The organism is Selenomonas ruminantium AC2024, from assembly GCF_000687995.1.
GTDB lineage: Bacteria > Bacillota > Negativicutes > Selenomonadales > Selenomonadaceae > Selenomonas_A > Selenomonas_A ruminantium_B.
On sequence record NZ_JIAC01000001.1, the window covers coordinates 1,333,993 to 1,357,574 of the forward strand.

The 23,582-nt window shown below is 51.3% G+C and carries 25 protein-coding genes; 21 read left to right on the plus strand and 4 right to left on the minus strand.

The features are described 5' to 3' along the window. Window positions 1-28: 28 nt before the first annotated feature. The 12 genes from P157_RS0106195 to P157_RS0106250 all read left to right on the plus strand — a co-directional run bounded on the left by P157_RS0106195 (window position 29) and on the right by P157_RS0106250 (window position 10,556). Entirely contained in the window at window positions 29-472 is a 444-nt protein-coding gene (locus P157_RS0106195; protein ID WP_026760236.1) for a hypothetical protein, read from the plus strand. Between the two features lie 12 nt (window positions 473-484). Beyond that, on the plus strand, window positions 485-1,039 hold the full coding sequence (locus P157_RS0106200) for a flavin reductase family protein (protein WP_026760237.1): 555 nt from the start codon (window positions 485-487) through the stop codon (window positions 1,037-1,039). A gap of 236 nt (window positions 1,040-1,275) precedes the next feature. Continuing rightward, the gene (locus P157_RS0106205; protein WP_026760238.1) at window positions 1,276-2,184 is read left to right on the plus strand and encodes a class I SAM-dependent methyltransferase; all 909 of its coding nucleotides are present in this window, start codon (window positions 1,276-1,278) and stop codon (window positions 2,182-2,184) included. Between the two features lie 20 nt (window positions 2,185-2,204). After that, entirely contained in the window at window positions 2,205-3,365 is a 1,161-nt protein-coding gene (locus P157_RS0106210) for a trans-sulfuration enzyme family protein (RefSeq protein WP_026760239.1), read from the plus strand. A gap of 16 nt (window positions 3,366-3,381) precedes the next feature. Continuing rightward, complete coding sequence (locus P157_RS0106215; RefSeq protein ID WP_026760240.1) at window positions 3,382-4,305, plus strand: PLP-dependent cysteine synthase family protein; 924 nt, start codon at window positions 3,382-3,384, stop codon at window positions 4,303-4,305. A 51-nt stretch (window positions 4,306-4,356) separates the two neighbouring features. Further along, window positions 4,357-4,719, plus strand: coding sequence for a NifB/NifX family molybdenum-iron cluster-binding protein (locus P157_RS14005; RefSeq protein ID WP_051598524.1), 363 nt, complete (start codon window positions 4,357-4,359; stop codon window positions 4,717-4,719). A gap of 26 nt (window positions 4,720-4,745) precedes the next feature. Next, window positions 4,746-5,609, plus strand: a complete 864-nt coding sequence (locus P157_RS0106225; RefSeq protein WP_026760241.1) for a radical SAM protein — start codon at window positions 4,746-4,748, stop codon at window positions 5,607-5,609. A gap of 48 nt (window positions 5,610-5,657) precedes the next feature. Further along, the gene (nifH, locus tag P157_RS0106230) at window positions 5,658-6,515 is read left to right on the plus strand and encodes a nitrogenase iron protein (protein ID WP_026760242.1); all 858 of its coding nucleotides are present in this window, start codon (window positions 5,658-5,660) and stop codon (window positions 6,513-6,515) included. Between the two features lie 15 nt (window positions 6,516-6,530). Next, complete coding sequence (locus P157_RS14010; RefSeq protein ID WP_051598525.1) at window positions 6,531-8,117, plus strand: nitrogenase component 1; 1,587 nt, start codon at window positions 6,531-6,533, stop codon at window positions 8,115-8,117. After that, on the plus strand, window positions 8,110-9,477 hold the full coding sequence (locus tag P157_RS0106240; RefSeq protein ID WP_026760243.1) for a nitrogenase component 1: 1,368 nt from the start codon (window positions 8,110-8,112) through the stop codon (window positions 9,475-9,477). Before P157_RS14010 ends, P157_RS0106240 begins: the two co-directional genes overlap by 8 nt. Before the next feature lie 193 nt (window positions 9,478-9,670). Continuing rightward, window positions 9,671-10,168, plus strand: coding sequence for a nitroreductase family protein (locus tag P157_RS0106245; protein ID WP_026760244.1), 498 nt, complete (start codon window positions 9,671-9,673; stop codon window positions 10,166-10,168). After that, the gene (locus P157_RS0106250; RefSeq protein ID WP_230578451.1) at window positions 10,137-10,556 is read left to right on the plus strand and encodes a VOC family protein; all 420 of its coding nucleotides are present in this window, start codon (window positions 10,137-10,139) and stop codon (window positions 10,554-10,556) included. Before P157_RS0106245 ends, P157_RS0106250 begins: the two co-directional genes overlap by 32 nt. Window positions 10,557-10,624: 68 nt before the next feature. Here P157_RS0106250 and P157_RS0106255 read toward each other — a convergent pair whose 3' ends face one another. From P157_RS0106255 to P157_RS0106270, 4 genes are all read right to left on the minus strand, one after another. Continuing rightward, window positions 10,625-12,049, minus strand: coding sequence for a hypothetical protein (locus tag P157_RS0106255; protein WP_026760246.1), 1,425 nt, complete (start codon window positions 12,047-12,049; stop codon window positions 10,625-10,627). A gap of 21 nt (window positions 12,050-12,070) precedes the next feature. After that, on the minus strand, window positions 12,071-12,670 hold the full coding sequence (locus P157_RS0106260) for a hypothetical protein (RefSeq protein ID WP_026760247.1): 600 nt from the start codon (window positions 12,668-12,670) through the stop codon (window positions 12,071-12,073). Between the two features lie 384 nt (window positions 12,671-13,054). Beyond that, on the minus strand, window positions 13,055-13,255 hold the full coding sequence (locus P157_RS0106265; protein WP_026760248.1) for a hypothetical protein: 201 nt from the start codon (window positions 13,253-13,255) through the stop codon (window positions 13,055-13,057). A 182-nt stretch (window positions 13,256-13,437) separates the two neighbouring features. Further along, on the minus strand, window positions 13,438-14,700 hold the full coding sequence (locus P157_RS0106270) for a dicarboxylate/amino acid:cation symporter (protein ID WP_026760249.1): 1,263 nt from the start codon (window positions 14,698-14,700) through the stop codon (window positions 13,438-13,440). 215 nt (window positions 14,701-14,915) lie between these two features. Between P157_RS0106270 and mnmA the strand changes: the two genes are divergently transcribed. From mnmA to P157_RS14025, 9 genes are all read left to right on the plus strand, one after another. Further along, window positions 14,916-15,980, plus strand: a complete 1,065-nt coding sequence (gene mnmA, locus P157_RS0106275) for a tRNA 2-thiouridine(34) synthase MnmA (protein ID WP_026760250.1) — start codon at window positions 14,916-14,918, stop codon at window positions 15,978-15,980. Between the two features lie 154 nt (window positions 15,981-16,134). Continuing rightward, on the plus strand, window positions 16,135-16,755 hold the full coding sequence (locus tag P157_RS0106280) for a peptidase C39 (RefSeq protein WP_026760251.1): 621 nt from the start codon (window positions 16,135-16,137) through the stop codon (window positions 16,753-16,755). Window positions 16,756-16,771: 16 nt separating this feature from the next. Continuing rightward, a complete protein-coding gene (locus P157_RS14015; RefSeq protein ID WP_051598526.1) occupies window positions 16,772-17,977 on the plus strand; it encodes a M20 metallopeptidase family protein in 1,206 nt (401 codons plus the stop codon). A 76-nt stretch (window positions 17,978-18,053) separates the two neighbouring features. Further along, entirely contained in the window at window positions 18,054-18,374 is a 321-nt protein-coding gene (locus tag P157_RS0106290) for a YezD family protein (RefSeq protein WP_026760252.1), read from the plus strand. An 86-nt stretch (window positions 18,375-18,460) separates the two neighbouring features. Continuing rightward, window positions 18,461-19,219 (plus strand): esterase family protein, encoded by a 759-nt coding sequence (locus P157_RS0106295; protein WP_026760253.1) that lies wholly within the window; start codon window positions 18,461-18,463, stop codon window positions 19,217-19,219. A 6-nt stretch (window positions 19,220-19,225) separates the two neighbouring features. Next, the gene (locus tag P157_RS14020; RefSeq protein ID WP_051598527.1) at window positions 19,226-20,470 is read left to right on the plus strand and encodes an ATP-grasp domain-containing protein; all 1,245 of its coding nucleotides are present in this window, start codon (window positions 19,226-19,228) and stop codon (window positions 20,468-20,470) included. A 192-nt stretch (window positions 20,471-20,662) separates the two neighbouring features. Further along, entirely contained in the window at window positions 20,663-21,691 is a 1,029-nt protein-coding gene (locus P157_RS0106305) for a sulfate ABC transporter substrate-binding protein (RefSeq protein WP_026760254.1), read from the plus strand. Window positions 21,692-21,709: 18 nt separating this feature from the next. Further along, complete coding sequence (gene cysT, locus P157_RS0106310) at window positions 21,710-22,534, plus strand: sulfate ABC transporter permease subunit CysT (protein ID WP_026760255.1); 825 nt, start codon at window positions 21,710-21,712, stop codon at window positions 22,532-22,534. 350 nt (window positions 22,535-22,884) lie between these two features. Continuing rightward, complete coding sequence (locus P157_RS14025) at window positions 22,885-23,448, plus strand: peptidoglycan recognition family protein (RefSeq protein ID WP_230578452.1); 564 nt, start codon at window positions 22,885-22,887, stop codon at window positions 23,446-23,448. Window positions 23,449-23,582: the final 134 nt, after the last annotated feature.

Here is a 23,582-nt window from a genome sequence, read left to right on the forward strand (position 1 = left end):
GACATACTGACAAAGGAGCTGTTTTTCTATGAATATCAAAGCAGAAGTTTTTAACAAGTATTTGAAAGAAAAAAAGATTGATGCCTTTCAGGTGGAAGAGGTAGCGGATGATGCCCAGCATACGGTGGTCTATCGTTCCCATATCGTAATCGAAGGCCAGCAACTGCCCACGCTGGTGCTGCTCGATGACAGTGTCTTTTCCATGATTCGCGTTCAGATTTCTCCGAAAGCCCGCACGGAGGAAAATGAACTGGCTGTGCTGCGCATGGTCAGCGAGCAGAACATGAAGTACAAACCCTTCAAGCTCTATTTCGACCAGACCGGTTCTTTGATTCTCGATGTTTGCCTGCTGACTCCCGGCAAGGAAGAAAGCGACTTCCCAGAATTGGGTGAGGAAGTCTACGGCATGTTTGACGTGCTGATTAAATTCCTCGAAGAAAACTACCGCAGCTGGATGAAGGAAATCTGGTAAGGAGGCTGTAAAATGAGTGTTGAATTTACCGGCAAACAGGCCTGCATTGCCCCGGAGGGTGTTTTTATCATTGGCACTTATGATGAGAATGGTGTTCCCAATGCCATGAATGCTGCCTGGGGTGCCCAGTCTGACTTTGATGAAATCACGCTGTTCCTGGCCAAGCATAAGACCACGGAAAACATCAAGCACAGCAAGGCTTTTACCGTAGCTTTTGCCACGAAGGATACCGTGGAAATTGCAGATTATTTCGGCGTGGAGACGGGCAATAAGGTCAATAAGATTGAAAAGGCCGGCTGCCACGTGCATAAGAGCAGTCATGTCAATGCGCCGATTATCGAGGAATTCCCGGTGACTTTGGAATGTGAATGCGTGAGCTACAGTGATGAAACGGGGATTTTGGTGGGAAAAATCGTTGCCCAGCAGGCAGATGAGGCGGTGCTGACGGATGGCGTTGTGGACTACGATAAACTTCAGCCCATCATCTTCGATATCGCCACGAAAACCTATCGGCTGGTCGGCCCTGTAGTCGGGAAAGCTTTCCATGATGGTTTGAAATTGAAATAAAGTAAATTTTATTTAGCCTATTGACATGATAGGCGTAATAGTGTAACATAAGGTCAACGTCAAAAAGACGAATGAACTGACTGGATGACCAGAGGTTCTGCGCAAGGGAGATTCCCTGCACAGAACCTCTTTTTTATTTTTGGAAAGGGTGTAGCGATTATGAAGTGTATCTGTTGCAATATTGGTAAGATTCTGTTTAGATACGAACGAATGTGGATTTAACGGGAGGGATTTTCATGATTGCCGCGCAGGAAAGTATGACCGCCAAGCTTTGCTCCTTTGCCAGGGCTTATCATTCGATGCTCGGAAAGAACAAGATTTTTGATGATTATCTGGCCTATGACATTATCGGCAAAGATGTGTATGACGAGATTGGCAGCCTGCTCAAAGGGCAGGTGGAGGCGGCAGGCCAGCTGCCCCGCTACGGTTTTGAGAGCTTGCTCGTGTTCGAGGAGATGGACCATTATTTCTCGCCCATTGCCTTGTCACGGATTGCCTTTGCCGAGCGGGCTTTGGACCGGTTCGCACGCAATCGCGCCAGCTGTCAGTATGTGATTTGCGGGGCGGGGATGGATACCTTTGCTTTTCGCAACACGGATGAAGCGGTGCAGGTTTTTGAGCTGGACCACCCGGATACGCAGGCGTACAAACTGCGGCGGATTCATGAACTGCGTTGGGAAGTTCCGCCCAATGCGCATTATGCGGCTATCGACTTTGAGCAGGATGACTTGGGACGGACGCTTTTGCATAGCGGCTTTCATACGTCGGAACCGTCGTTTTTCTCCCTGCTCGGAGTTTCCTACTATCTGACCGCGGAAGCCTTCCGCGAGTTCGTGCGCAGCGTCAGCATTCTGGCCTCGCCGGGCAGCCAGTTTGTTTTGGATTTCCCCGATGAATCGACCTTTGAGCCGGATTCGACCTCAAGGGTACGGCGGTTGGCGCAGATTACCGAACAGCTCGGTGAGCCTATGCGGCATGGTTTCTCGCTTGCGGAAATGCGGGAGATTCTGGCCAGTGAAGGTTTTGTTATCCGCAATCACGAATCACCGGCGGATATTCAGCGGCATTTCTTCGCTGACCGTACCGACCATCAGCAGGCGATGGAGAATGTACACTTTATCCTGGCGGAAAAAAGACGACAATAACTTGATAAAGGATGATCAATATGTGTAAGCAGAAATTTAACACCGCCCTGATTCACGGCGGGATTGATGGGGACAGCCGGACAGGCGCGGTCAATGTGCCCATTTATCAGACTTCGACATTTAAGCAGGACGGTTTGGGGGAACTGCGGGAGGGGATTTGGGAGTATTCCCGTACAGGCAATCCGACAAGGGCGGCACTGGAAGCCCTGATTGCCCAGCTGGAAGGCGGCGAAGCCGGCTTTGCCTTTGCATCGGGGATGGCGGCGATTACGGCGGTGTTGAGCCTGTTCCAAAGCAATGTAAAAATTCTCCTGTCGAGCAATGTGTATGGCGGTACCTTCCGCGTGCTGGACAAGGTGTTTAGCCGGTTCAATTTGACGTATTCGTTGGAAGATACGACGGATTTGGCGGCGCTCGAAAGGGAGTTTACGCCGAATGTCAAGGCCATCATCATTGAAAGTCCGGCTAATCCCTTGCTGACCATCACCGATATCCGGGCGGTGGCGGAAATCGCTCACCGTCATGGGGCGCTTGTGATTGTGGACAACACGTTTATGACGCCTTATCTGCAGCAGCCGTTGGCTTTGGGCGCAGATGTTGTCGTCCATAGCGCCACGAAATATCTGGGCGGGCACAGCGATTTGGTCGCAGGGCTGGCGGTGGTCAAGACACGGGAGCTGGCCGACAAGCTCGCCTTTGTACAGAATTCCACGGGCGCGGTCTTAGGGCCGCAGGATGCATTCCTGCTGATTCGGGGCATCAAGACGTTGGCGGTACGCCTTGACCGTCATGTGGAAAATGCCGCCTATCTGGCCGATTGGCTGGCGGGCAATCTGGAGGTGAAGAAGATTTACTATCCGGGGCTGACCAGCCATATCGGTTATGAAATCAATCAGCAGCAGGCGAAAAACGGCGGCGCGATGATTTCCTTTGAACTGGCAGAAGGTCATGATATCCGCAAATTCTTCAAGTCGCTGCAGCTTATTGCACTAGCCGAGAGCCTGGGCGGTGTGGAAAGTCTCGTCTGCCATCCGGCAACCATGACGCATGCCGCCATTCCGCGGGAAACGCGGGAGAAAATCGGCATTACGGATAACCTTATCCGCCTGTCGGTTGGCATTGAGGATAAGGCCGATTTGCTGGCGGATTTGAAACAGGCCATTGAGGAAAGCCGTATTTAACAGGGGGAGCGCAAGCATGCACTATTATAAGTCTATGCAGGAGCTCATCGGGCATACGCCGCTCGTTGAGCTGACACATTTTGAGTTGCCGGAGGGCGTCCGGCTGTTTGCCAAATTAGAATTATGGAATCCCGGCGGCAGTGCCAAAGACCGTGTAGGCAGGGCGATGATTGCCGATGCTGAGGCCCAGGGGCTGTTAATGCCCGGCGGAACCATTATCGAGGCTACGGCAGGCAACACAGGCCTGGGCATTGCCTATGCCGCGCTGAATCGTGGCTATCGCGTAATCTTCGTGGTGCCGGAGAAGTTTTCCGTGGAAAAACAGACCTTGATGAAGGCTTTGGGGGCAGAACTGGTGCATACGCCAAGAGCGGGCGGCATGCTTGGGGCGGCGGAAAAGGCGGAGGAACTGCGTCAGCAGATTCCCGGAGCGATTACGCTGAAGCAGTTTGAAAATCCCGCCAATCCCCGTGCCCATTACGAAACGACCGGGCCGGAAATCTATGCCGATTTGGACGGGCAGGTGGATTACTTCGTTTCCGGGGCGGGCAGCGGCGGCACGTTTTCGGGCGTTATGCGCTACTTGAAAGAACAGAATCCGGCGATTAAAGGGGTACTTGCGGACCCCTATGGTTCCATTATCGGCGGCGGGGAGCATGGTGATTATGAAATTGAGGGGATTGGCAATGATTTTATTGCGGCAACGATGGACACATCGTTTATCGATAAGGTCTATAAGATTAAAGATGAAGAGGCTTTGGCTGGCGTAAGGCAGCTCGCGGGCCGGGAGGGAATCTTCGCGGGCAGCTCGAGCGGGGCAGCCTTGGCGGCGGCGTTGAAGCTCGCGCATTCCGGCATTCAGGGCAATATCGTCCTGCCGGTTATCGACCGTGCGGAGCGTTACTTCAGCAAACACATTTTGGAAAAGCCTTCCCCTTGAGGGGAAGGTGGCAGCCGAAGGCTGACGAATGAGGTGGAAAGGGGTGATTAAATGCCTTATCGCATAGCCTTGGCGTCCAGTGACGGCCTGCATATTGACCGTCATTTTGGCGCCAGCGATGGCTTTTTGATTGTGGAGGTGACCCAAGATGGCACCTTTTTGGAGGTCGAACGGCGGCAGGTAAAAGCGCCCTGTCAGCATGGCTATCACGATGATGGGGCAATGCTGGAAGCCGTGCAGGCATTAAGCGACTGCCGCTATGTGGTGGCGGAGGCCATTGGCCCCGGTGCACAGAAGGCACTCGAACGGCAGGACATCCTGCCACTCGAGATTGACGGGCAGACGGTGGATACGGCTGTGCCGAAAATCCATGATTATGAAGTAAAGAAACAACAGGCAAGTGTAGCGTATTGAGGAGTTAAACGAAAGGGGCTGTCGCTATGGATGAAAAGCGGGTCAGGGAGCTGCACCCATGCTTTGGAGCAAAGCAGCACAGGGGGCGTATCCATTTGCCGGTATGCCCCGGATGTAATTTGGAATGCCGTTTTTGCGACCGCAAGATTAACGATGTGGAAAACCGACCGGGGGTGACTGCGGCGGTTATTCAACCGGATGAAGCGGTCATGTATATAGAGCGGGCGTTGCAGTTCTGCCCGGAACTCAGCGTGGTGGGCATTGCGGGGCCGGGGGATACCCTGGCATCCGACAGGGCTATAGAGACGTTTCGCCTGATTGGTGATAAGTTTCCGCAGCTTCTCAAGTGCATGAGCACCAATGGCCTGCTTTTAAGCGAGCGGGCGCATGACGTAATTGATGTGGGTATCGATACGCTGACGGTCACGGTCAATGCCGTAGACCCGGCGATTGAAGCCCAGATGATTAATGGGCTGGTCTATCATGGTAAGCGTTATACCGGTGAGGAAGCCGGAGCGCTCATCATTCAGAATCAGCTTGCAGGTATCCGCAAGGTGGCCGCCGCCGGTGTGGTGGTCAAGGTCAATACGGTGCTCGTCAATGAAATCAACCGTTTCCATATCGGCGCGATTGCCAAGGCGGTCAAGGAAGCAGGGGCAACGATTTATAACATCATTCCGCTGATTCCGCAGCATGATTTGAAAAATTGCGAGGCACCGAGCTGTGTGGATTTGGCGGTGGCGAGAAAAGAAGCAGGGAAACACATTGATGTATTCCGCCACTGTCAGCACTGCCGCGCAGATGCCGTGGGGGTACCGGGGAAAAACAACTTTAGCCAGGAAGTGTATAAGGGGCTCTTGCAGGCGAAAGAAACCTTTTCCCACGGTTGAATTAGACGTCAGAAAACAGTTGTTTATGTAGAAGGGGAGTTTTGAATTATGGCAAAAGAAGGCTTACGTCAGATTGCAATTTACGGTAAAGGCGGTATCGGTAAATCCACGACCACGCAGAATCTTACCGCCGGCCTTACGGAACTGGGGAAAAATGTCATGGTGGTCGGCTGTGACCCCAAGGCGGATTCCACCCGCCTGCTTTTGGGCGGCCTTGCCCAAAAGACGGTACTCGATACGCTCCGCGATGAAGGGGAAGAAGTGGAGCTGGACAGCATCTTGAAAACCGGCTTTGGCGGCACTCGCTGTGTGGAATCCGGCGGGCCCGAACCGGGAGTCGGCTGTGCCGGACGCGGCATCATCACCTCGATTGGGCTGTTGGAGCGTTTGGGCGCTTATACGGATGATTTGGACTATGTGTTCTATGACGTTTTGGGTGACGTGGTCTGCGGCGGCTTTGCCATGCCCATCCGTGAGGGCAAGGCCAAGGAAATCTACATTGTGGCGAGCGGTGAAATGATGTCCCTCTATGCGGCGAACAATATCTCCAAGGGCATTGCCCGCTATGCGGCGAAAGGCGGCGTGCGCCTGGGCGGCATCATCTGCAACAGCCGCAATGTTGACCGTGAACTGGAACTGCTGCGCGCCTTTGCCGAGGAACTGGGGACCCAGCTTATCCATTTTGTGCCGCGTGACAATGTGGTACAGCATGCAGAAATCCACAAGGAAACGGTTATCCAGTACAAGCCGAAAGCCCATCAGGCAGACGAATACCGTGAGCTGGCGCGCAAAATTGAAGAAAATGAACTGTTCGTCATTCCAAAACCCATGACGCAGGACCGCCTGGAGGAAATCCTGCTCGAATACGGCTTGATGGACAACGTGGAAGACGATTATCGCATCTGATGGGAGGGAGAGCTTATGCCAAAGAAAATCAATCTGGATATTGCCTCCGTCGAGCAGCGGGAACAGCGCTTGGGGACCATTATCGCCTGGGATGGTACTACCGAAGAACTGCACAAGCAGTCCAGCTATGAACTGCGTGGACAACGGGAGCGGGGCGCAGGCTGTGGCGGCAACTGCCGCCTGTGCGAACTGTCGGGGCCGTTTACGCAGGGCTCGGTCTGCAGTGAGCAGATGGTGGAATGCCAGGCAGGCAATGTCCGCGATGCGGTGCTGATTCAGCACGCCCCCATTGGCTGCGGCGGCGGGCAGACCGTCTACAACAACATTTACCGCAATGGTCTGGTTATGCGCGGCTATAAGGCCGAAAATTTGCGCATCATCAACACCAATCTGATTGAGAGCGACATGGTGTTTGGTGCGGCGGATAAACTGCGTCAGTCCATTGACGATGCCTTTGAGCGCTATCAGCCACAGGCAATCTTTGTTGCCTCCTCCTGCGCCACGGGCATTATCGGTGAGGATATCGAAAGCATTACGGACGAGAAGGAGGCAGAACTGGGGATACCCGTGGTGCCGCTTGCCTGCGAAGGTTTCCGGTCCAAGCATTGGAGTACCGGTTTTGATGCCACGCAGCACGGCATTTTGCGGCAGATTGTGCGCAGGAACCCCACGAAAAAACAGGAGGATTTGGTCAATGTCATCAATCTTTGGGGTTCGGATGTCTTTTCGCCCATGCTGGCGCACTTGAATTTGCGGGTAAATTATGTCGTGGATTTGGCTTCGGTGGAAGAATTGGCACAGATGTCCGAAGCGGCGGCTACGGTGGGCTTCTGCTACACCTTGTCCTCCTATATGGCGGCAGCCTTGGAACAGCATTTCGGCGTGCCGGAGGTCAAGGCGCCCATGCCATACGGTTTTGCGGGGGCAGACGCGTGGCTACGGGAACTGGCGAAAGTCACCCATCGGGAACATCTGGTGGAAAAATTCATTGCCGAAGAACACGCCCGCGTCAAGCCGAAGATTGAGGAACTCAAGAAAAAACTCAAAGGCGTCAAGGGCTTTGTCGCTACGGGTTCTGCCTATGCGCATGGGCTTATACAGGTCTTGCGGGAGTTGGATGTGGAAGTGGACGGCTCGCTGACCTTCCATCATGACCCGGTTTACGACAGCGGCGACCAAAGAGAGGATTCGCTGGGCCATCTGAATGAGCATTATGGTCAGGTTAAAAACTTCCATGTGTCTAACCGCCAGCAGTATCAGCTCTACGCTTTCCTGCAGGAAAACAAGCCGGACTTTTTGTTGATTCGCCACAATGGACTCGCGCCTCTTGCCTCACGTTTAGGGATTCCTGCCGCTCCCTTGGGCGATGAACATATTGCCGTGGGCTATGACGGAATTGTGAATCTGGGCGAAACCATTTTGGAAATTTTGGCGCACAAGAAATTCCATGACGATATCAAAAAACACGTCAAACTGCCGTATAAGAAGTGGTGGCTGGAACAGAAAGATGCCTATATTCTCGCCAAGCACCCCGAACTGGTGAAATTTGACGAGGATGAATATCGCGCCGAGCAGGAAAGAAAGGAGGCAGCCCATGCCTAAGATAAAAAAGGACAAGAACGGTCAGACCAATTCCATCAATCAGGTGCGCTACGGCTGTGCCCTGGGCGCGATGCATTCGGTCAGCGCAATTCCGGGAGCCATTCCCATCACCCATTGCGGCCCGGGCTGCGTGGACAAGCAGTACATGAGCCTGTCGTTTTACAACGGCTATCAGGGCGGCGGCTATTCCGGCGGTGCGGTACCGCCCAGCTCCAATCTGCAGGAAAAGGACGTCGTCTTTGGCGGCGCCAAACATCTTGATCAGCTGATTGAGGCATCGCTCAAAATCATGGAAGGGGATTTGTTCGTCGTGCTCAACGGCTGTATCCCTGAAATCGTCGGCGATGACATCGGAGCCGTAGTGGCGCGTTATCAGGAAAAGGGCGTGCCCATCGTGTCTGCCGAAACCGGCGGCTTTAAGGGCAACAACTTCACGGGCCACGAAATCGTCACCGAGGCAATTATCGAGCAGTATGTGGATAAATATGCTCAGGACAAAGAGACGAAAAAGAAGGGCTTAATCAATGTCTGGTCGGAACTGCCGTTTCAGAATACCTTTTGGCGCGGCGATTTGACGGAACTCAAGCGCATTCTGGAAGGGGCGGGCTGGGAGGTTAACATCCTCTTTGGCTATGGTTCTAAGGGCGTGAAGGAATGGCTGACCATACCCAATGCCGAGTTCAATCTGGTGGTCGGCCCCTGGCTTGGCTTAAAGACGGCCAAACTGTTGGAGAGCAAATACGGCCAGCCCTATCTGCATTTGCCGGTACTGCCCATCGGCGCCAAGCAGGTGGCTGAATTTTTGCGGGCGATTGCTGAATTTGCACAGGAAAATGAAGTGCAGACCGAGCGCTTTATCAAGCAGGAGGAAAAGGAATACTACTATTATCTGGAATACTTCACGGACTTTTACGCTGAATACTGGTGGGGCCTGCCCGCTGTTTACTCCGTGGTCAGCGATGCCGCCTATAATCTAGCCATCAATAAATTTGTGGTGAATCAGCTGGGGCTTATCCCCGCCAAGCAGATTATCACCGACCATACGCCGGAAAAATATCATGAGGCCATTCGGGCAGAATACCAGAAACTCGCCGAAGACGTGGGGGCTGAGGTGGAATTTGTGGAAGATGGCTATATCGTCAATCAGCTGCTAAAACAGGAAGATTACGGGCATAAACCGCCGGTCATCTTTGGCACCAGCTGGGAACGTGATACTGTCAAGGAATTGAACGGGCATATCGTGGAAGTCAGCTATCCTGTATCCTATGATGTGGTGCTGAATAAAACGTATATTGGCTACCGGGGCGCGTTGACGCTTTTGGAAACCATATTTACTACGGCGATTAGTAAATCGGCATAGAGTAGTCAAACTCCGTTGAGGCTTTGAGGCTTCAACGGAGTTTGTTTGTGCGTGCTTATATTGATTTGTTATATCTTAGTCAGGTGACAGTGAAAAAGGTTAAGAGAAATAGTATTTGACAAAATAAAGTTTTGGGGCTAAAATAACTTTGGCAGGAAATAAGAAAACGGATTTTGAAAGGGGATTTATAGAGATGGACGCAATTTTTACCCGCACCAGTGTGCGCAGCTATGAGGAACGGCCGGTGGAGGCAGAGAAAATCGAAAAGATTCTGCGCGCGGCAATGGCGGCTCCTTCGGCGGTCAATCAGCAGCCGTGGGAGTTCTATGTGGTCACGAATAAAGCGGTATTGCAGGAACTTTCCGAAACTAGTCCGTATACCGCTATGACGGCGAAGGCCCCGGCGGCTCTGGTGCTTTGCTCCCGCAAGGAAAACATCATCGTGCCGGAACTGATTGAAGTAGATATGGCCTTGGCAACGGAAAATGCTTTGCTGGAGATTGAGGCGCAGGGCTTGGGCGGCGTTATGCTGGGCGTGGCACCCTTTGCTGACCGCATGGAAAAGGTCGCTAAGGCAATTAACCTGCCGGAACATCTGGTACCCTTTACCGTGGTACCCTTCGGCTATCCGGCCAAGAAGAATCCGCAGCAGGATCGCTATGATGAAGAGCGGGTGCATTATGTGCGGTAAATTGAACTTACAGCACATCCATCATGTGGCCATTATCGGCAGCAATTATGAGCGGAGCAGGCATTTTTATGTGGACATTCTGGGCTTTGCGGTGATTCGGGAAAATTACCGCGAGGAGCAGCAGGATTGGAAAATTGACCTGCGGCTGGCGGATGCGGAGCTAGAACTCTTTATCAAAGAGGGTTGCCCGCCAAGAGCAGGCTGGCCGGGCAAGGAGGCTTATGGCCTTAGGCATTTGGCTTTCCGTGTGGATTCCGTGGACGATACGGTTCGCAAATTAAATGCCTTGGGCGTTGAGACAGAACCGGTACGCTGTGATACCTTTACCGGGGAAAAGATGACGTTCTTCCATGACCCGGATGGATTGCCGATAGAAATTCATGAATAAAGACAAGAGCGGACGGCTTGACTGGTCAATTTGATTTGACCGGTCAGCCGCCCGCTTTATTATGCGGTTTAGAAATTATGGGTTACTTTGCCCGTATCAATAAGGTTGTGATTTTTGACATAGTCCAGCCAGCCTGCCTGCAAGGTGGCAAGTTCGTTGGTGTCATCTTCCGACAGCGCATCAACAGGCTTTTTGTGATTGAAAATGCCATGAGAGGTATCGGTGATGATGGGATTGCGGTCGTCTACATGGGCAAGCTGCTGATGGAAGTCCATATCGAAACTGTCTTCCGGCGGGCGGCTGTCCAGTACATCACGGGCTGTTTTGGTCTGGTGTTTTTTTTCGTCTTCGGGGTCAGCGGTCATTTTATCCAGAATTTGCGAAGTCTGCTCCAACTGCTGGCGCAGGTTGTCGAGGTAGGAGGTATCGGTCTTGAAGGCTGCTTCGGGCGTTTTCTGTTTATCCGGTTCTACATTTTTGGCCTTGTTTTTCTTCTTATAAGCCTTGGCGATAGCTGCTTCGACATCTTCCTCGTATTTTTTGTCTTTGATATCGAGTTCGCCGCCGCCCTGTACATAGCGTACCATTTTTTCGACCTGCTTCAGCAGGGGATTTTTGTCCGGGCTGTCGCCGGTGATTACGTCAAAGGCGGTCTTGATGTCTTCTAAGAATTGGTCATCCTTGCCAAAGTTTTTGACATAATCGTTGAGCTGGCTGGCAAGCTTGCCGAAAAGACCGCCGGAGATTTCCTGGGTGGAACGCAGCACAGCATCTCCTGCGTGTTCATAGGTATCGACAAAGATATTTTTGTCTTTTAACTGGTCATAGGCTTCAGAGTAGCTGGCATAAGGCTTCAAAATATCGCGGATGGTGTCGTGAATATCCTGCTTTAGCGTATTTTTCAGTTTAGCTTCGCTTTCTTCTACCTTGTTTTTCCCGTCAATAGTGGCGGTATTTTCGACAAGACCATCTTTGGCTGTCCAAGTGTAGTGCTGGCTTTTTATGGTGTCAATCGAATTCGGGTAACGATAGGCTAATTCCGGTGGTACATAGACGTTTAAGATGGGGAGGGGCTTAGAGGCTTCTTTTACTTTTTCGATTATAGCCAGTGTTTCCGGGGAAGCAGGCTTGGCGATGTCCATCAGGTTAACCTGTTCAATGCCGGAGTCAATGCGTGATAAATCTGTATTGGGGGTCCAGCTGAAGGGTTTTTTGTTTTGTTCCCGCTGTTCCATGACATCGGCTATGGCAGCCTGCATTTCGGCTAACTCATCAGTCTGGCTTTGCCCATCACGATAGGTGAGATAGGCGGTGCGGTTTAACTCGACCCAGTGACTCTTATAGCTTTCCTTTGCCCCGCTCAGTTCCACCTGATAGGCAGGGGCTTCTGCTGTTAATTTTTCGTTTTCTTTTGCCTGCTGTACTGCCTTGCTCGTGTCGACGGCAACACTAACATTAAGGTTGCTGCCATCCGCAGCTCGTCCGATAAGCATGGTTTTCCCTCCTTGTAAGCATCATGCGGATTTTTCCGCTGCTGCGTTCGTTTCCGTATATTCGGCTTGGAGCTTGTCCAGTCCGGACATGATGGCATCGTAGGTGTCCAGGCAGATTTGCGGCAAGTCCTTTTCCTTGGTGGTGGCTTGATAATCGCGGCGGAATATCGCTACGGCTTTTTCAATTTCCTGCCGGATTTCGGCAATTTTATCGGAATTGCCTTGAGCGACCTGTGCGGCCATGCTCAGAATGCAGTTGCTTACCGCCTCGACGGAGTAGGGGCCGCCCGGCCCGATTGCCCGCGCGGCTTCGGCATAGCTGGGCAGTACCGCAGGCATGGTGAATTTTTCGCCCGGCTTAAAGTGTCCGCCGGAATGATAATACGCCTGCCAACTTAAATTGTCCTGTGCATGGTTTTGGATACTCTCCACAGAATCTTTACTTGCCACAGGCTGTAAGGGCAGCTGGTCGCTTTTTTCTGTCACAGGCACCACAGGTTCATTTTCTGGTGGCGAAAATTCGCTCATAAGCGCTTTGAATGCACCGTTTGCTTGTGGCTGTGATTGCGTATTGACCGCAGCAGAAGGAGAGTCGGTCAATTTGCTGATGTAAATACCCATTTGTACACCTCCAAAACAAAAAATACAATAATATATCCTTATGCAATCATATATCATCCCTTCTGTATATCGAATATTTGCGCAATTTTATAAGGGGGCAAGCCAAAAAAGCGGCTGACCAATTTAGGACAGTCGCTCACTTTCGCGGTATTGGTTTGTGGGTGATGATTTCGGCTAGTCGGGCTAACGGAAACTATATGCGGCGTATGCTGCCAACAGGACGATTCCGATGGAGAGAATTACTCCTGTCAGGAGTACACCCGCATATACAAGCATTTTACGGTTTGATTTCACGAATATAACTCTCCTGCATACATCTGGATATCGGCATTGGGTATATATTTTATGAATATTCGTTGCGCATTTATGCGTCCAAAGGCTGTTTTAGTCATCGGTGAGTTTTATTTTACGATACATGGCGTAATACAGCCGTTCTTTTTCGACGCATTGTTCAAGTCTTTGCAGTAGTGTCTTGACTTCTTCCTGCATTTCATCGTCCCAATGTTGTACTTTATCGTATTCGCGAAGTGCAGCTAATGATTGAAGGATAGTTGAATGAAGCTGCTGATTATCGTTGACGTTCATGTTACCACCCCTTGAACTGGTCTAATAAAGGAATACATGATATCTGTTTCTTTATTACGTATATTATTCCTCCCCCATGGACTTTTCCTGCCGGAGGGGAAAAGTTTTTTGGATTTTGCTCTTTTAGGCAAAAAAAGAACAGCTGACCAAGGCTGGTCAGCCGTTCTTGCTCGAGCTGGTTCTTATTTTTCGTGATTGAATGCAGGTTCGGCGATAAGTTCTGTGTCTGTGCCTGCTGTATCGTCTTCATACATATTTTCCATACGCGCAACAGCCAGCGTACTGACCACATCGCCGGTCACGTTGAGGGCGGTGTGAATCATGTCGATGGGGCGGAAGATGCCCACAATCATGCCCATGATGGCGGTGGGCAGGCCCATGGTGTTCAGCAGCATGATGGCGAGCACGATGCCGCTGGCGGGAATGCCCGGTGTACCAATGGAAATCAATGTGGTCAGGAAGATAAACATGGCCTGCTGTCCGAGCGTGAGGTCAACGCCGTAAATCTGGGAAACAAAGATGATGGTGACGGCGTAGTAAACCGCAATACCGTTCATATTGATGGTGGCACCCAGCGGCAGGGAGAAGGAGGCCAGTTCGCTCTTGACGCGGAAATCCTCTTCCGTGACTTTGAGGCTGACCGGCAGGGTTCCGGAACTGCTCGTAGTGCTGAATGCTACGAGCCATACGCTGATAATCTTGCGGAAAAATTCCGTAAGCGGAATTTTGGCAATGACTTTGATGATGAATAAGTAAAGCAGTACAATGACGGCAAAGGCGCCGACATAATGGGTCAGAATGAACATGCCCAAAGCGCTGAACATCGCAGTTCCGTATTCACCGACACTGCACGCCGCCAGAGCAAGCACGCCCAATGGTGTAGTCAGCATGACGATATCGGTGAGCTTGAACATGATGAGCGTGCTTTCTTCGACAAATTTTTTGACCGTGCTGACCTTGCTGCCCAGCATGGTCATGACAATGCCGAGAAAGGCGGCAAAGACAATCACCTGCATGATATTGCCTTCACTGAGGGCGTGCAGGGGATTTGCCGGAATCATGCCTAGTATCGTGCTGCCCACGGTCATGGGCGCGGCCTCCTTGATGGGCTCGCCTGTCGCGATAATCTGGTCGGCGCTGAAGCCCTTGCCCGGCTGCATGAAGTTGGCAACCGCCAGACCGATGATGGTGGAGAGAATCGTGGTGATGACGTAAAAGCCCAAAACCTTGGAACCGATGCGCCGTAGCTTGCCAATGTCCCCGATATTGGCAATACCGCCAATGATGGAGCAGAAAATCAGGGGCACGACAATCATCTGAATCAGCCGCAGGAAGATATCGCCCACAGGCTGCAGGAACAAGATGTCTTTCTGAAAGATGATGCCGAGCACTGTGCCGATGACAAAAGCAATCAGCACCTGTGTCGCTAGATTAAGTTTTCGCATAATGCCTCCTTGATAAAAATGATTCCTTGAAAAAGATATGACTGTACAAAAAATGATGAAACACTATCTTTTTAATAGTAAAAGTATATACCTTTGACATTTGACATGTCAACTTGTAAACCTGTGAATTTGAATACCTATTGACATGGTAGGCTAAAGAGTATAACATTAGGTCATCATGGACAGTGAACGATAGAGAGGAAGAATTTTTGGCTATGAGCAGAGGTAAGGTAATCGTGGGCATGTCCGGCGGGGTGGATAGTGCGGTGACGGCGTATTTGCTGAAGGCGGCAGGTTTCGAGGTCATCGGCATTACGTTAAAATCGTGGGAGAGTGGCAGCAGTAAGTGTTGTGAGATAGATGAGGCTGCCCGGACGGCGGATATTTTGGGCATTGCCTATTATCCCTGGAATACGGTGGCATGTTTCCATGATTATGTGACGAAGCCCTTTGTGGCGGATTATGAAGCGGGGCGCACGCCCAACCCCTGCGTGGAGTGCAACCGCTATGTGAAGTGGGAGCAGCTGTTAAGCGTCGCGGCGCATATGCGGGCAGATTATGTGGCGACCGGCCACTATGCCATCATCGAGCGGCTGGAAAATGGCCGCTATACGCTGCGGGCAAGCGCAGATAAGCAGAAAGACCAGTCCTACATGCTCTACAAACTCACGCAGGCACAGCTCGCGCGTACCATTCTGCCCTTGGGGAGGCTGACCAAAGCCGAGGTGCGGGATATTGCCCGCAAGGCAGGGCTCAATGTAGCGGATAAGGAAGATTCGCAGGAAATCTGCTTTGTGACAGAGGGCAGTTACACCGATTATATTGAAGAATATAGTGACAAAGATTTAACAATGACAGGAAATTTTGTCGATGAAATGGGCAAGGTTTTGGGTCAGCATAAAGGAATCATTCATTACACAGTCGGTCAGCGAAAAGGCTTGGGGCTGGCGTTAGGTTATCCTGCCTATGTTAAGGAGATACGCGCCGCAGCCAATGAAGTGGTCATAAGCGGTGAGGAAGGGCTATACACGCAGGAAGTTTTCTGTAAAGACCTGTGCTTTATGTCACGTGAGGTTGTAGAAGGCGAAGATGTTTCAGCGCAGGTAAAGATACGCTACCACCATGCAGGTGCAACCGCCAGCCTGCAGCGCATCGCTGACGACCAGATAAAGATAAACTTTGCCGAGCCTGTCCGCGCTCCGGCACCAGGTCAGTCGGCAGTTTTTTACGATGAGCAGGGCAATATTATTGGCGGTGGGAAAATTTTTTTGGCAAAATAAATTAAAGCCTATTGACATAATAGGTGTAATATTGTAACATAAGGTCATCGTCAGGTGGACGAAAGAACTGACTGGATAACCGGAGGTTTTGCAAGAACGTGAATTCTGTGCAAAACCTCTTTTTTAGTAGGTATGTAGGAGAGGTGACCTGTTTATGAAAAATCCCTTGCGTTATCAGGTATCGGAGTATGATTGCGGGCCGACCTCCATGCTCAATGCGATTTCCTATCTGTTTGAGCGCGAAGAAATCCAGCCGGAAATTCTGCGCAACATCATGATTTATTCGCTGGATTGCTATGGCAAAGGCGGCGTGCCCGGCAAAAACGGCACTTCCCGCATGGCAATGATGTTTTTATCCCGCTGGCTGTCCGGTGTGGGAGAGGCAGGGATATTGCCTATCGAAAGCCAATATCTTTCCGGCAAGGCGGTGTATTTAGGCGAGAACAGTCTGGTGGTGGATGCCTTGAACCGTGGCGGCGTGGTGGTCGTGCGCCTGCATATGGACGGGGAACATTATGTATTGCTGACTAAGCGGGATGGGGAAAAGATTTATCTTTTTGACCCGTATTATATGACGGAAAATCCGTTCGGTGAGGAGATTGTATGCACCTTGTCGCAGCCACTGTCCTATAACCGCGTTGTGCCTTTTTCCTGCTTTAACCGGGAGGATGTTGCGCCGTATGCTTTGGGGCGTGTGGAGGAGCGGGAGGCGGTACTCTTGTTTGACACCCGCAATAAACTTACGGCAGAACGGACGATTGAATATTTTATTTGAGAACGGGGGGAGCGATATGTTTCATTGTGACAGCGGATTTGCCCGGGAATGCCGCAGATGGCTGCATCAGCATCCGGAACTGAGCAATCAGGAATACAATACGGCGAAATTCATTCGGGAAAAATTGAACGAGTTTGGCATAGAATATCAGGAAGTGGAGAAAACCGGAACCTTTGCGCGGATAAAGGGGCACCGTGACAATGGCAGAACGATTCTCCTGCGGGCGGATATTGATGCTTTGCCCATTGAGGAACAGACGGATTTACCTTATAAATCGGTAAATCCAGGTGTCATGCATGCCTGCGGCCATGATGTGCATACGGCGGCGCTGTTGGCGGCGGCGAAGAAACTTGCCGAGCTGAAAGGCAGCTTTGCCGGTACGGTACTGCTGGTCTTTCAGCAGGCAGAGGAGATGGGGCATGGTTCGCAGTATTTCCGGGAGCAGGGACTCTTAAACAATTACGATAGGGCTTTTGGCGTTCATATTGCCCCCGATGTGCCAGTCGGGACGGTGGTGTTTTCGCGCAAGGAAGATGCGGCTTCCTGCGATTTTTTCCGCATAAATCTGACGGGCAGGAAAGCGCATACCTCCAAGCCGCATCTGGGCAGGGATGCCCTGCAGGCAGGCGCGGTATTGGTGGGCGAAATCAGCAAGCTTTCGGGCAGGCTTTTGCCGTCGGATGAACCGGTCAATGTAGGCATTGGTGTCTTTAAGGCAGGCACTTCCTATAATATTGTAGCCGATAGTGCCCTTATCGAAGGCAGTTTTCGGGTCTTCTCAGAGGAAAACCGTGAAAAGCTCAAGGCGAAAATCCACGAGCTGGCGGAAAATATAGCGGCAGTGTACGGTGTGCAGGCGGCAGTGACCTACGATTGCAATGCCAGCCCATTGATTAACGATGAACAGGCGCGGGAAGAAGCAGCGCAGATTGCCCGGAAACTTTTGGGCGAGGATAAGGTGACGATTTCTGAAGCACCGGTCTTTGGCTTTGCCGCCGATGATTTTGCCGAGTACATCAAGGACGTTCCCGGCGTATATGCACATGTAGGAACCGCCAGGGAGGGTTCGGATTCAGCCAGAGTGCTCCATAGCGAAAAACTGGCACCGGCAGAAGAAGCGGTGGAGGTTGCCGCCGATTTGCACATTAACTACGCCTTGAACTTTTTGGGACAGGATAAAGAATATCTTTCTGAACTGGATGACACTTTAGTAAAAATTTAACATTTTTTATTACACCCATTGACATGATAGGTGTAATAGTGTAACATAATGCTATCGTCATTTAGGAGAGATGTATATGAAGGATGTACCTGTTGATGTATTGAATTACATTATGTCGGTTTTACGGGGCCTGTACTTCGGGGAAGTGGTACTGATTGCCCAGAATGGTGTTCTGATTCAGGTGGAGCGTACCGAAAAGATGCGTGTGCATCCCTGGCAGGGCATTCCAAAACCTGCGGAATGGTCGGAGGATACCGAGCGGAATTTGCGCCGCACCATTGAGCGAGAGCTTGCCAGCCTTTATTATGGCCGCTTGAGCATCATCGTAAAACAGGGTACAGTTACCCATTTTGACCGTTTGGAAAAACAGCGGTTTATGGATGGCGATGGTATTTGACAAGTCAAAGATAAATAGCGGGGAAACTCCAGACGGGAAATGTCTGGAGTTTTTCTTAAGAGGGGATAAGATAAGGGGATGATGAAATGGTAAAAGAACATATCAGTTGGTACAGTGAGCGCTTGCAGCGGGATATGAGCATCCGCATCTATGGGGACAAGGGGACGCCTGTTTTGGTGTTTCCCACGCAGGATGCCATGAGCGATAATTTCGAGAACTTCGGCATGATTGATACGCTGTCTGGGTATCTAAATGAAGGAAGGATTCAGCTCTTTTGCGTAGATACGGTGGATACGGAAACCTGGTCAAATGTCTGGGGCGATAAGGGCTGGCGTGCCAACCGTCAGGAAGCGTACTATAACTATATCGTGGCGGAGGTCTTGCCCTTTATCGCGGACAGGAATGGCACGGGCAAATTGCCGATTGTGACCGGCTGCAGTCTGGGCGGTCTGCATGCGGCAATATTATTCCTGCGCCGTCCGGAACTTTTTGCGGGAATATTGTCCCTGTCGGGCGTTTACGATGCCAAGTTCTTCTTTGATGGCTGGCTGAATGAAACGCTTTATGAAAACTCGCCGATGGATTTTTTGGCGCAGATGCCGCCTGACCATCCGTATATCCGGCAGTACAACGAAAAGCCCATCATTCTCTGTGTCGGTCAGGGTGCCTGGGAAGATGAGGGCCGACGTACGACCGCCATTATGGGCGATATTTTCCACGCGAAGGGGATTCACGGCTGGACGGATTTTTGGGGTTATGATGTGAACCACGACTGGTGTTGGTGGCAGAAGCAGATTTTGTACTTCCTGCCCTATATGCTGGGTGAAACAAGAATTGGAGGCTAATGGCAAATGAATTTTGTATTTATTTCCCCGCATTTTCCCAAGCATTATTGGAATTTCTGTGACCGCCTGCATAAAAATGGCGTGAATGTGCTGGGGATTGGTGACTGTCCTTATGATGCGTTGGACAAGCGGCTGAAGGATTCCCTGACGGAATACTATTTCGTGCCGGACTTGTCGGACTATGACCAGATGTACCGCGCGGTGGCGTATTTTGCCTTTAAACATGGGAAGATTGACTGGATTGAGTCCAATAACGAGTTTTGGCTGGAACAGGATGCCCGCCTGCGCACAGATTTTCATGTGACCACGGGTTATCAATATGAAAATATTGCCAGCATCAAGAACAAGTCCGCCATGAAGGAGTTTTATGCCAAGGCGGGCGTGCCGACGGCGCGTCTGCATAAAATCACGGACATTGAAGCGGCGCGGAAGTTTATCGCGGTAGTGGATTACCCGGTAATCGTCAAGCCGGATGTGGGCGTTGGTGCCTGCGATACCTTTAAGCTCGAAAATGATGCGGATTTGCAGGAATTCTTTGCCAAAAATCTGCCTGTGCCCTATGTGATGGAGGAGTTTGTCACGGGGGATATCTGCTCCTATGATGCCATTATCGATTCGGATTCCAAGCCGCTGTTGGAGTCCATGACGGTATGGCCGCCTTCGGTTATGGATATCGTGCTCAAGCAGCTGGACTTGTCCTATTATACGGCTGCCCATGCTCCGGCGGAGTTAAAGGGCGTAGGCCGGGCTACGGTCAAGGCGTTTGGCGTCAAGAGCCGCTTTGTCCATCTGGAATTTTTCCGTCTGACCAAGGCAAAGGCGGGCTTGGGCGATGTTGGGGATTTTGTAGGGCTCGAAGTCAATATGCGACCTGCGGGCGGCTATACGCCGGATATGATTGACTTTGCCCATTCCACCGATGTGTATCAGGTTTGGGCGGACATGGTGACGGACAACTATCGGAAACTGCCGGACAGCGGTGAGCATTGTTACTGTGTCTATGCCAGCCGCCGTGACTGCCATCAGTATGTGCATACCCATGGCGAAATCATGGAGCGCTATGGCGCGCAGCTTGTCATGTGTGAACGCATGCCGGAAATGATGGTACCGCAGATGGGCAATCAGATGTACACCGCCAAGGTGCCGAGTCAGGACGCCGTAGATGAATTCATCCATTTTGTGCTCGACCAGGCGGTGGCAGAGGATACGGCTGCTGAGGAGGCGGATGTAAAATTTTGCCTTGCCTATTGACATGATAGGTGTAATAGTGTAACATAAGGTCATCGCAAATGAACACAAGTGCTAAATGCTTGTGCGAAGTAAATATGGTTCAGCGAACTGACCAAAAAAATTGGAGGTTCCACAAATTCCTTGCGGGGAATTTTGTGGAGCCTCTTATTTTATATAGGAAATTATTTATATTTATGTTGGGGAGGTAATTATATGAAGTGGTGGAAAACGGCAAGTGTGGCATTAGGAATACTAACGGCAATCGGTTTTGCTGGCTGCGGCAGTGAACAGGCAGCAAGTAATGCGGACAGCAAGGGGGCAGGGGAATTTTTGAATGTGTCCTATGACCCGACGCGCGAATTCTATGCCGAATTTAATCAGGTGTTTACGGGGGAATGGAAGAAGGAAAGCGGTCAGGATGTGGAGTTCCGCCAGTCCAACGGCGGTTCCGGCAAGCAGGCCCGCTCGGTTATCGAAGGTTTAGAGGCAGATGTGGTGACGCTCGCTCTGGCGTATGACGTGGACGAAATCGCGCAGGCAGGGCTTATCGACAAGGATTGGCTGAAGAAGTTTCCCGATAACTCCGCACCCTATACTTCGACCATTGTCTTCCTTGTGCGCAAGGGCAATCCCAAGAACATTCACGACTGGGATGATTTGGTACGGGATGATGTGAAAATCGTCACGCCGAATCCAAAGACTTCCGGCGGTGCCCGCTGGAATTACTTAGCGGCTTGGGAATATGCCCGCCAGAAATTCAACGGTGACGAAACGCAGGTCAAGGGCTTTATCAAAAAGTTGTTCCAGAATGTGGTGGCGCTTGACTCCGGTGCCCGTGGCGCAACGACCAGCTTTGTACAGCGCGGTCAGGGTGATGTGCTGATTGCCTGGGAAAATGAAGCGCTGATTACGCTTAAAGATTCGCCGGATTATGAAATCGTAGCGCCGTCCCTGTCCATTCTGGCCGAACCGTCTGTTGCAGTGGTGGATAAGGTCGTGGACAAGAAGGGAACGCGCAAGGTGGCTGAAGCCTACATTAACTATCTCTATTCCGAAAACGGGCAGGAAATTGCCGCCAAGAATTTCTATCGTCCGCGCAACAAGGCCGTCTTTGAAAAGTACAAGGGCCAGTTCCCGGAACTTAAGCTCTTTACCATTGATGATGCCTTTGGTGGCTGGACGAAAGCGCAGAAGGAACATTTTGCCGATGGCGGCACCTTTGACCAGATTTATCAGAAGTAAGCGTAAGGGGGAAGTGTTATGCTGAGACTGGGGCAGGTTATTCCGGGCGGCGGGTTCGCCTTGGGGATTGTGTTTTTCTATCTGTCGTTGTTGATTTTTTTGCCGCTGGGCGCGTTCGTACTTTATGCCAGTGGCATGAGCGGGGAAAGCTTTATCCGGCAGGTGACGGATTACCGCATGGTGCATGGCTATATGCTGAGCTTTGGCTGTGCATTGGCGGCGGCTGTGATTAATGCCGTGTTCGGGCTGCTGCTGGCCTGGGTGCTGGTGCGCTATAATTTCCCCGGCAAACGGTTGATGGATGGGCTTATCGACCTGCCCTTTGCCCTGCCGACGGCAGTAGCAGGTATCGCACTGACTACGCTCTATGTGGAAAATGGCTGGCTCGGCCAGTTCTTCTATGCCGCAGGCATTCCGTCGGCGTTCTCGGCGGTGGGCATAACCATTGCGCTTATCTTTGTGGGGATACCCTTTGTCGTGCGCAGTGTCCAGCCGGTGCTCAGGGATTTGGACGGCTCGTTGGAGGAAGCGGCAGCCATTATGGGGGCGGGAAAATTCCTGACCTTTCGCAAGGTGATTTTCCCGGAACTTGTGACACCGCTAATCAGCGGTTTTGCTTTGGCCTTTGCCCGGGGGATTGGCGAGTATGGCAGCGTGGTTTTTATTGCGGGGAATATGCCCTATGAAACGGAGATTGCGCCGCTGCTCATTATGACGAAACTGGAGCAGTTTGATTATCAGGCGGCTGCGGCGGTGGCGATTGTGATGTTGGGGATGTCATTATTGGTGCTGCTTATCTTGAATGGGTATCAGCATTATCGGCTGCAGAGATTAGGAGCATAATGAACGATACGTTAAGGGACAGTAGTGGCTCGGCGCAGGTGCTTACTTTTTGACCTGCGCGCAAATGGCTCCCTCGCTAATACCGTTAACTTAGCTAGATGCTCCGGTTACCACGTCGCGGCTTTCAGCCGTTTACTTAGATTTTTTCTTAGTGGAGCCAGCCTTCGACGGTGCGCTCCGGTCAAAAAGCAAGCACCTGCGCCAAGTTACGTTTCGTAAAGACGTTTCTTGGTGCTGGTGCTTTTTTGTGCTTAAATGGTTGGTGGCAGGATTTGGTTTTGGTGGGGGCGAATCTTGTGATATAAGAAAAGTGATGAAGTATGCGTGACTTTTGGTGAGGAGGATTGGCGATGAACAGGCGGGAGTTTTTGTGTTTGGGGGCGGCCTGTTTGCTGGGTATGGTAGATGGGCAGAAAATCGTGGAGGCTTCTTATTATGAGCCGATGATTTATAAGCGTTTTTTTCAGTTTACGGAATACGAGGAGCGGCCGGTCACAGATGCTTTGGTCATTCACCATACGGGCTTTCCGGATGTGGATAAGGATTCAACGGCGGCTGCTATTCATAAATTCCATCAGGAGGAACGGAAATGGGCGGGGATTGGCTATCATTACCTGATACGCAAGGATGGCATGATTGAGCAGGGGCGGCGTCCTAGGGCGATAGGTGCGCATGCGCTGGGGCATAATAAGCATTCCTTGGGGATTTGTCTGGCGGGGAATTTTGAAATCGGCAAGCCGACGGAAGCGCAGATGGATTCGGTTAAGGAACTTTGTCGCTGGCTCTGTAAGAAATATGGGCTTGACCCAATGGAAAAGGGCGTGATTGTGGGGCATCGGGATTTGAATGATACGTTGTGTCCGGGGAAGAATCTTTATAGGCGACTGGAGGAGATTCGGAGATTTTGCGTATAAACTGATAAGCTACTAAGTGGGATGGCGCAGGTGCTTACTTTTTGACCTGCGCGCAAATGGCTCCCTCGGTTGTGCCGTTAACTTAGGGGGATGCTCCGGTTACCACGTCGCGGCTTTCAGCCGTTGACTTAGAT

Excerpts from the sequence above, each read along its gene's own strand:
- P157_RS0106280 (WP_026760251.1), top strand. The coding sequence starts at position 16,135 with ATGAAAAATCCCTTGCGTTATCAGGTATCGGAGTATGATTGCGGGCCG.
- P157_RS0106240 (WP_026760243.1), top strand. The coding sequence starts at position 8,110 with ATGCCTAAGATAAAAAAGGACAAGAACGGTCAGACCAATTCCATCAAT.
- cysT (WP_026760255.1), top strand. The coding sequence starts at position 21,710 with ATGCTGAGACTGGGGCAGGTTATTCCGGGCGGCGGGTTCGCCTTGGGG.
- P157_RS0106250 (WP_230578451.1), top strand. The coding sequence starts at position 10,137 with ATGATGAAGAGCGGGTGCATTATGTGCGGTAAATTGAACTTACAGCAC.
- P157_RS0106205 (WP_026760238.1), top strand. The coding sequence starts at position 1,276 with ATGATTGCCGCGCAGGAAAGTATGACCGCCAAGCTTTGCTCCTTTGCC.
- mnmA (WP_026760250.1), top strand. The coding sequence starts at position 14,916 with ATGAGCAGAGGTAAGGTAATCGTGGGCATGTCCGGCGGGGTGGATAGT.
- P157_RS0106255 (WP_026760246.1), bottom strand. The coding sequence starts at position 12,049 with ATGCTTATCGGACGAGCTGCGGATGGCAGCAACCTTAATGTTAGTGTT.
- P157_RS0106215 (WP_026760240.1), top strand. The coding sequence starts at position 3,382 with ATGCACTATTATAAGTCTATGCAGGAGCTCATCGGGCATACGCCGCTC.
- P157_RS0106290 (WP_026760252.1), top strand. The coding sequence starts at position 18,054 with ATGAAGGATGTACCTGTTGATGTATTGAATTACATTATGTCGGTTTTA.
- P157_RS14015 (WP_051598526.1), top strand. The coding sequence starts at position 16,772 with ATGTTTCATTGTGACAGCGGATTTGCCCGGGAATGCCGCAGATGGCTG.
- P157_RS0106200 (WP_026760237.1), top strand. The coding sequence starts at position 485 with ATGAGTGTTGAATTTACCGGCAAACAGGCCTGCATTGCCCCGGAGGGT.
- P157_RS0106295 (WP_026760253.1), top strand. The coding sequence starts at position 18,461 with ATGGTAAAAGAACATATCAGTTGGTACAGTGAGCGCTTGCAGCGGGAT.
- P157_RS0106195 (WP_026760236.1), top strand. The coding sequence starts at position 29 with ATGAATATCAAAGCAGAAGTTTTTAACAAGTATTTGAAAGAAAAAAAG.
- P157_RS14005 (WP_051598524.1), top strand. The coding sequence starts at position 4,357 with ATGCCTTATCGCATAGCCTTGGCGTCCAGTGACGGCCTGCATATTGAC.
- P157_RS0106265 (WP_026760248.1), bottom strand. The coding sequence starts at position 13,255 with ATGAACGTCAACGATAATCAGCAGCTTCATTCAACTATCCTTCAATCA.
- P157_RS0106260 (WP_026760247.1), bottom strand. The coding sequence starts at position 12,670 with ATGGGTATTTACATCAGCAAATTGACCGACTCTCCTTCTGCTGCGGTC.
- P157_RS0106245 (WP_026760244.1), top strand. The coding sequence starts at position 9,671 with ATGGACGCAATTTTTACCCGCACCAGTGTGCGCAGCTATGAGGAACGG.
- P157_RS0106270 (WP_026760249.1), bottom strand. The coding sequence starts at position 14,700 with ATGCGAAAACTTAATCTAGCGACACAGGTGCTGATTGCTTTTGTCATC.
- P157_RS14010 (WP_051598525.1), top strand. The coding sequence starts at position 6,531 with ATGCCAAAGAAAATCAATCTGGATATTGCCTCCGTCGAGCAGCGGGAA.
- P157_RS14025 (WP_230578452.1), top strand. The coding sequence starts at position 22,885 with ATGAACAGGCGGGAGTTTTTGTGTTTGGGGGCGGCCTGTTTGCTGGGT.
- nifH (WP_026760242.1), top strand. The coding sequence starts at position 5,658 with ATGGCAAAAGAAGGCTTACGTCAGATTGCAATTTACGGTAAAGGCGGT.
- P157_RS14020 (WP_051598527.1), top strand. The coding sequence starts at position 19,226 with ATGAATTTTGTATTTATTTCCCCGCATTTTCCCAAGCATTATTGGAAT.
- P157_RS0106305 (WP_026760254.1), top strand. The coding sequence starts at position 20,663 with ATGAAGTGGTGGAAAACGGCAAGTGTGGCATTAGGAATACTAACGGCA.
- P157_RS0106225 (WP_026760241.1), top strand. The coding sequence starts at position 4,746 with ATGGATGAAAAGCGGGTCAGGGAGCTGCACCCATGCTTTGGAGCAAAG.
- P157_RS0106210 (WP_026760239.1), top strand. The coding sequence starts at position 2,205 with ATGTGTAAGCAGAAATTTAACACCGCCCTGATTCACGGCGGGATTGAT.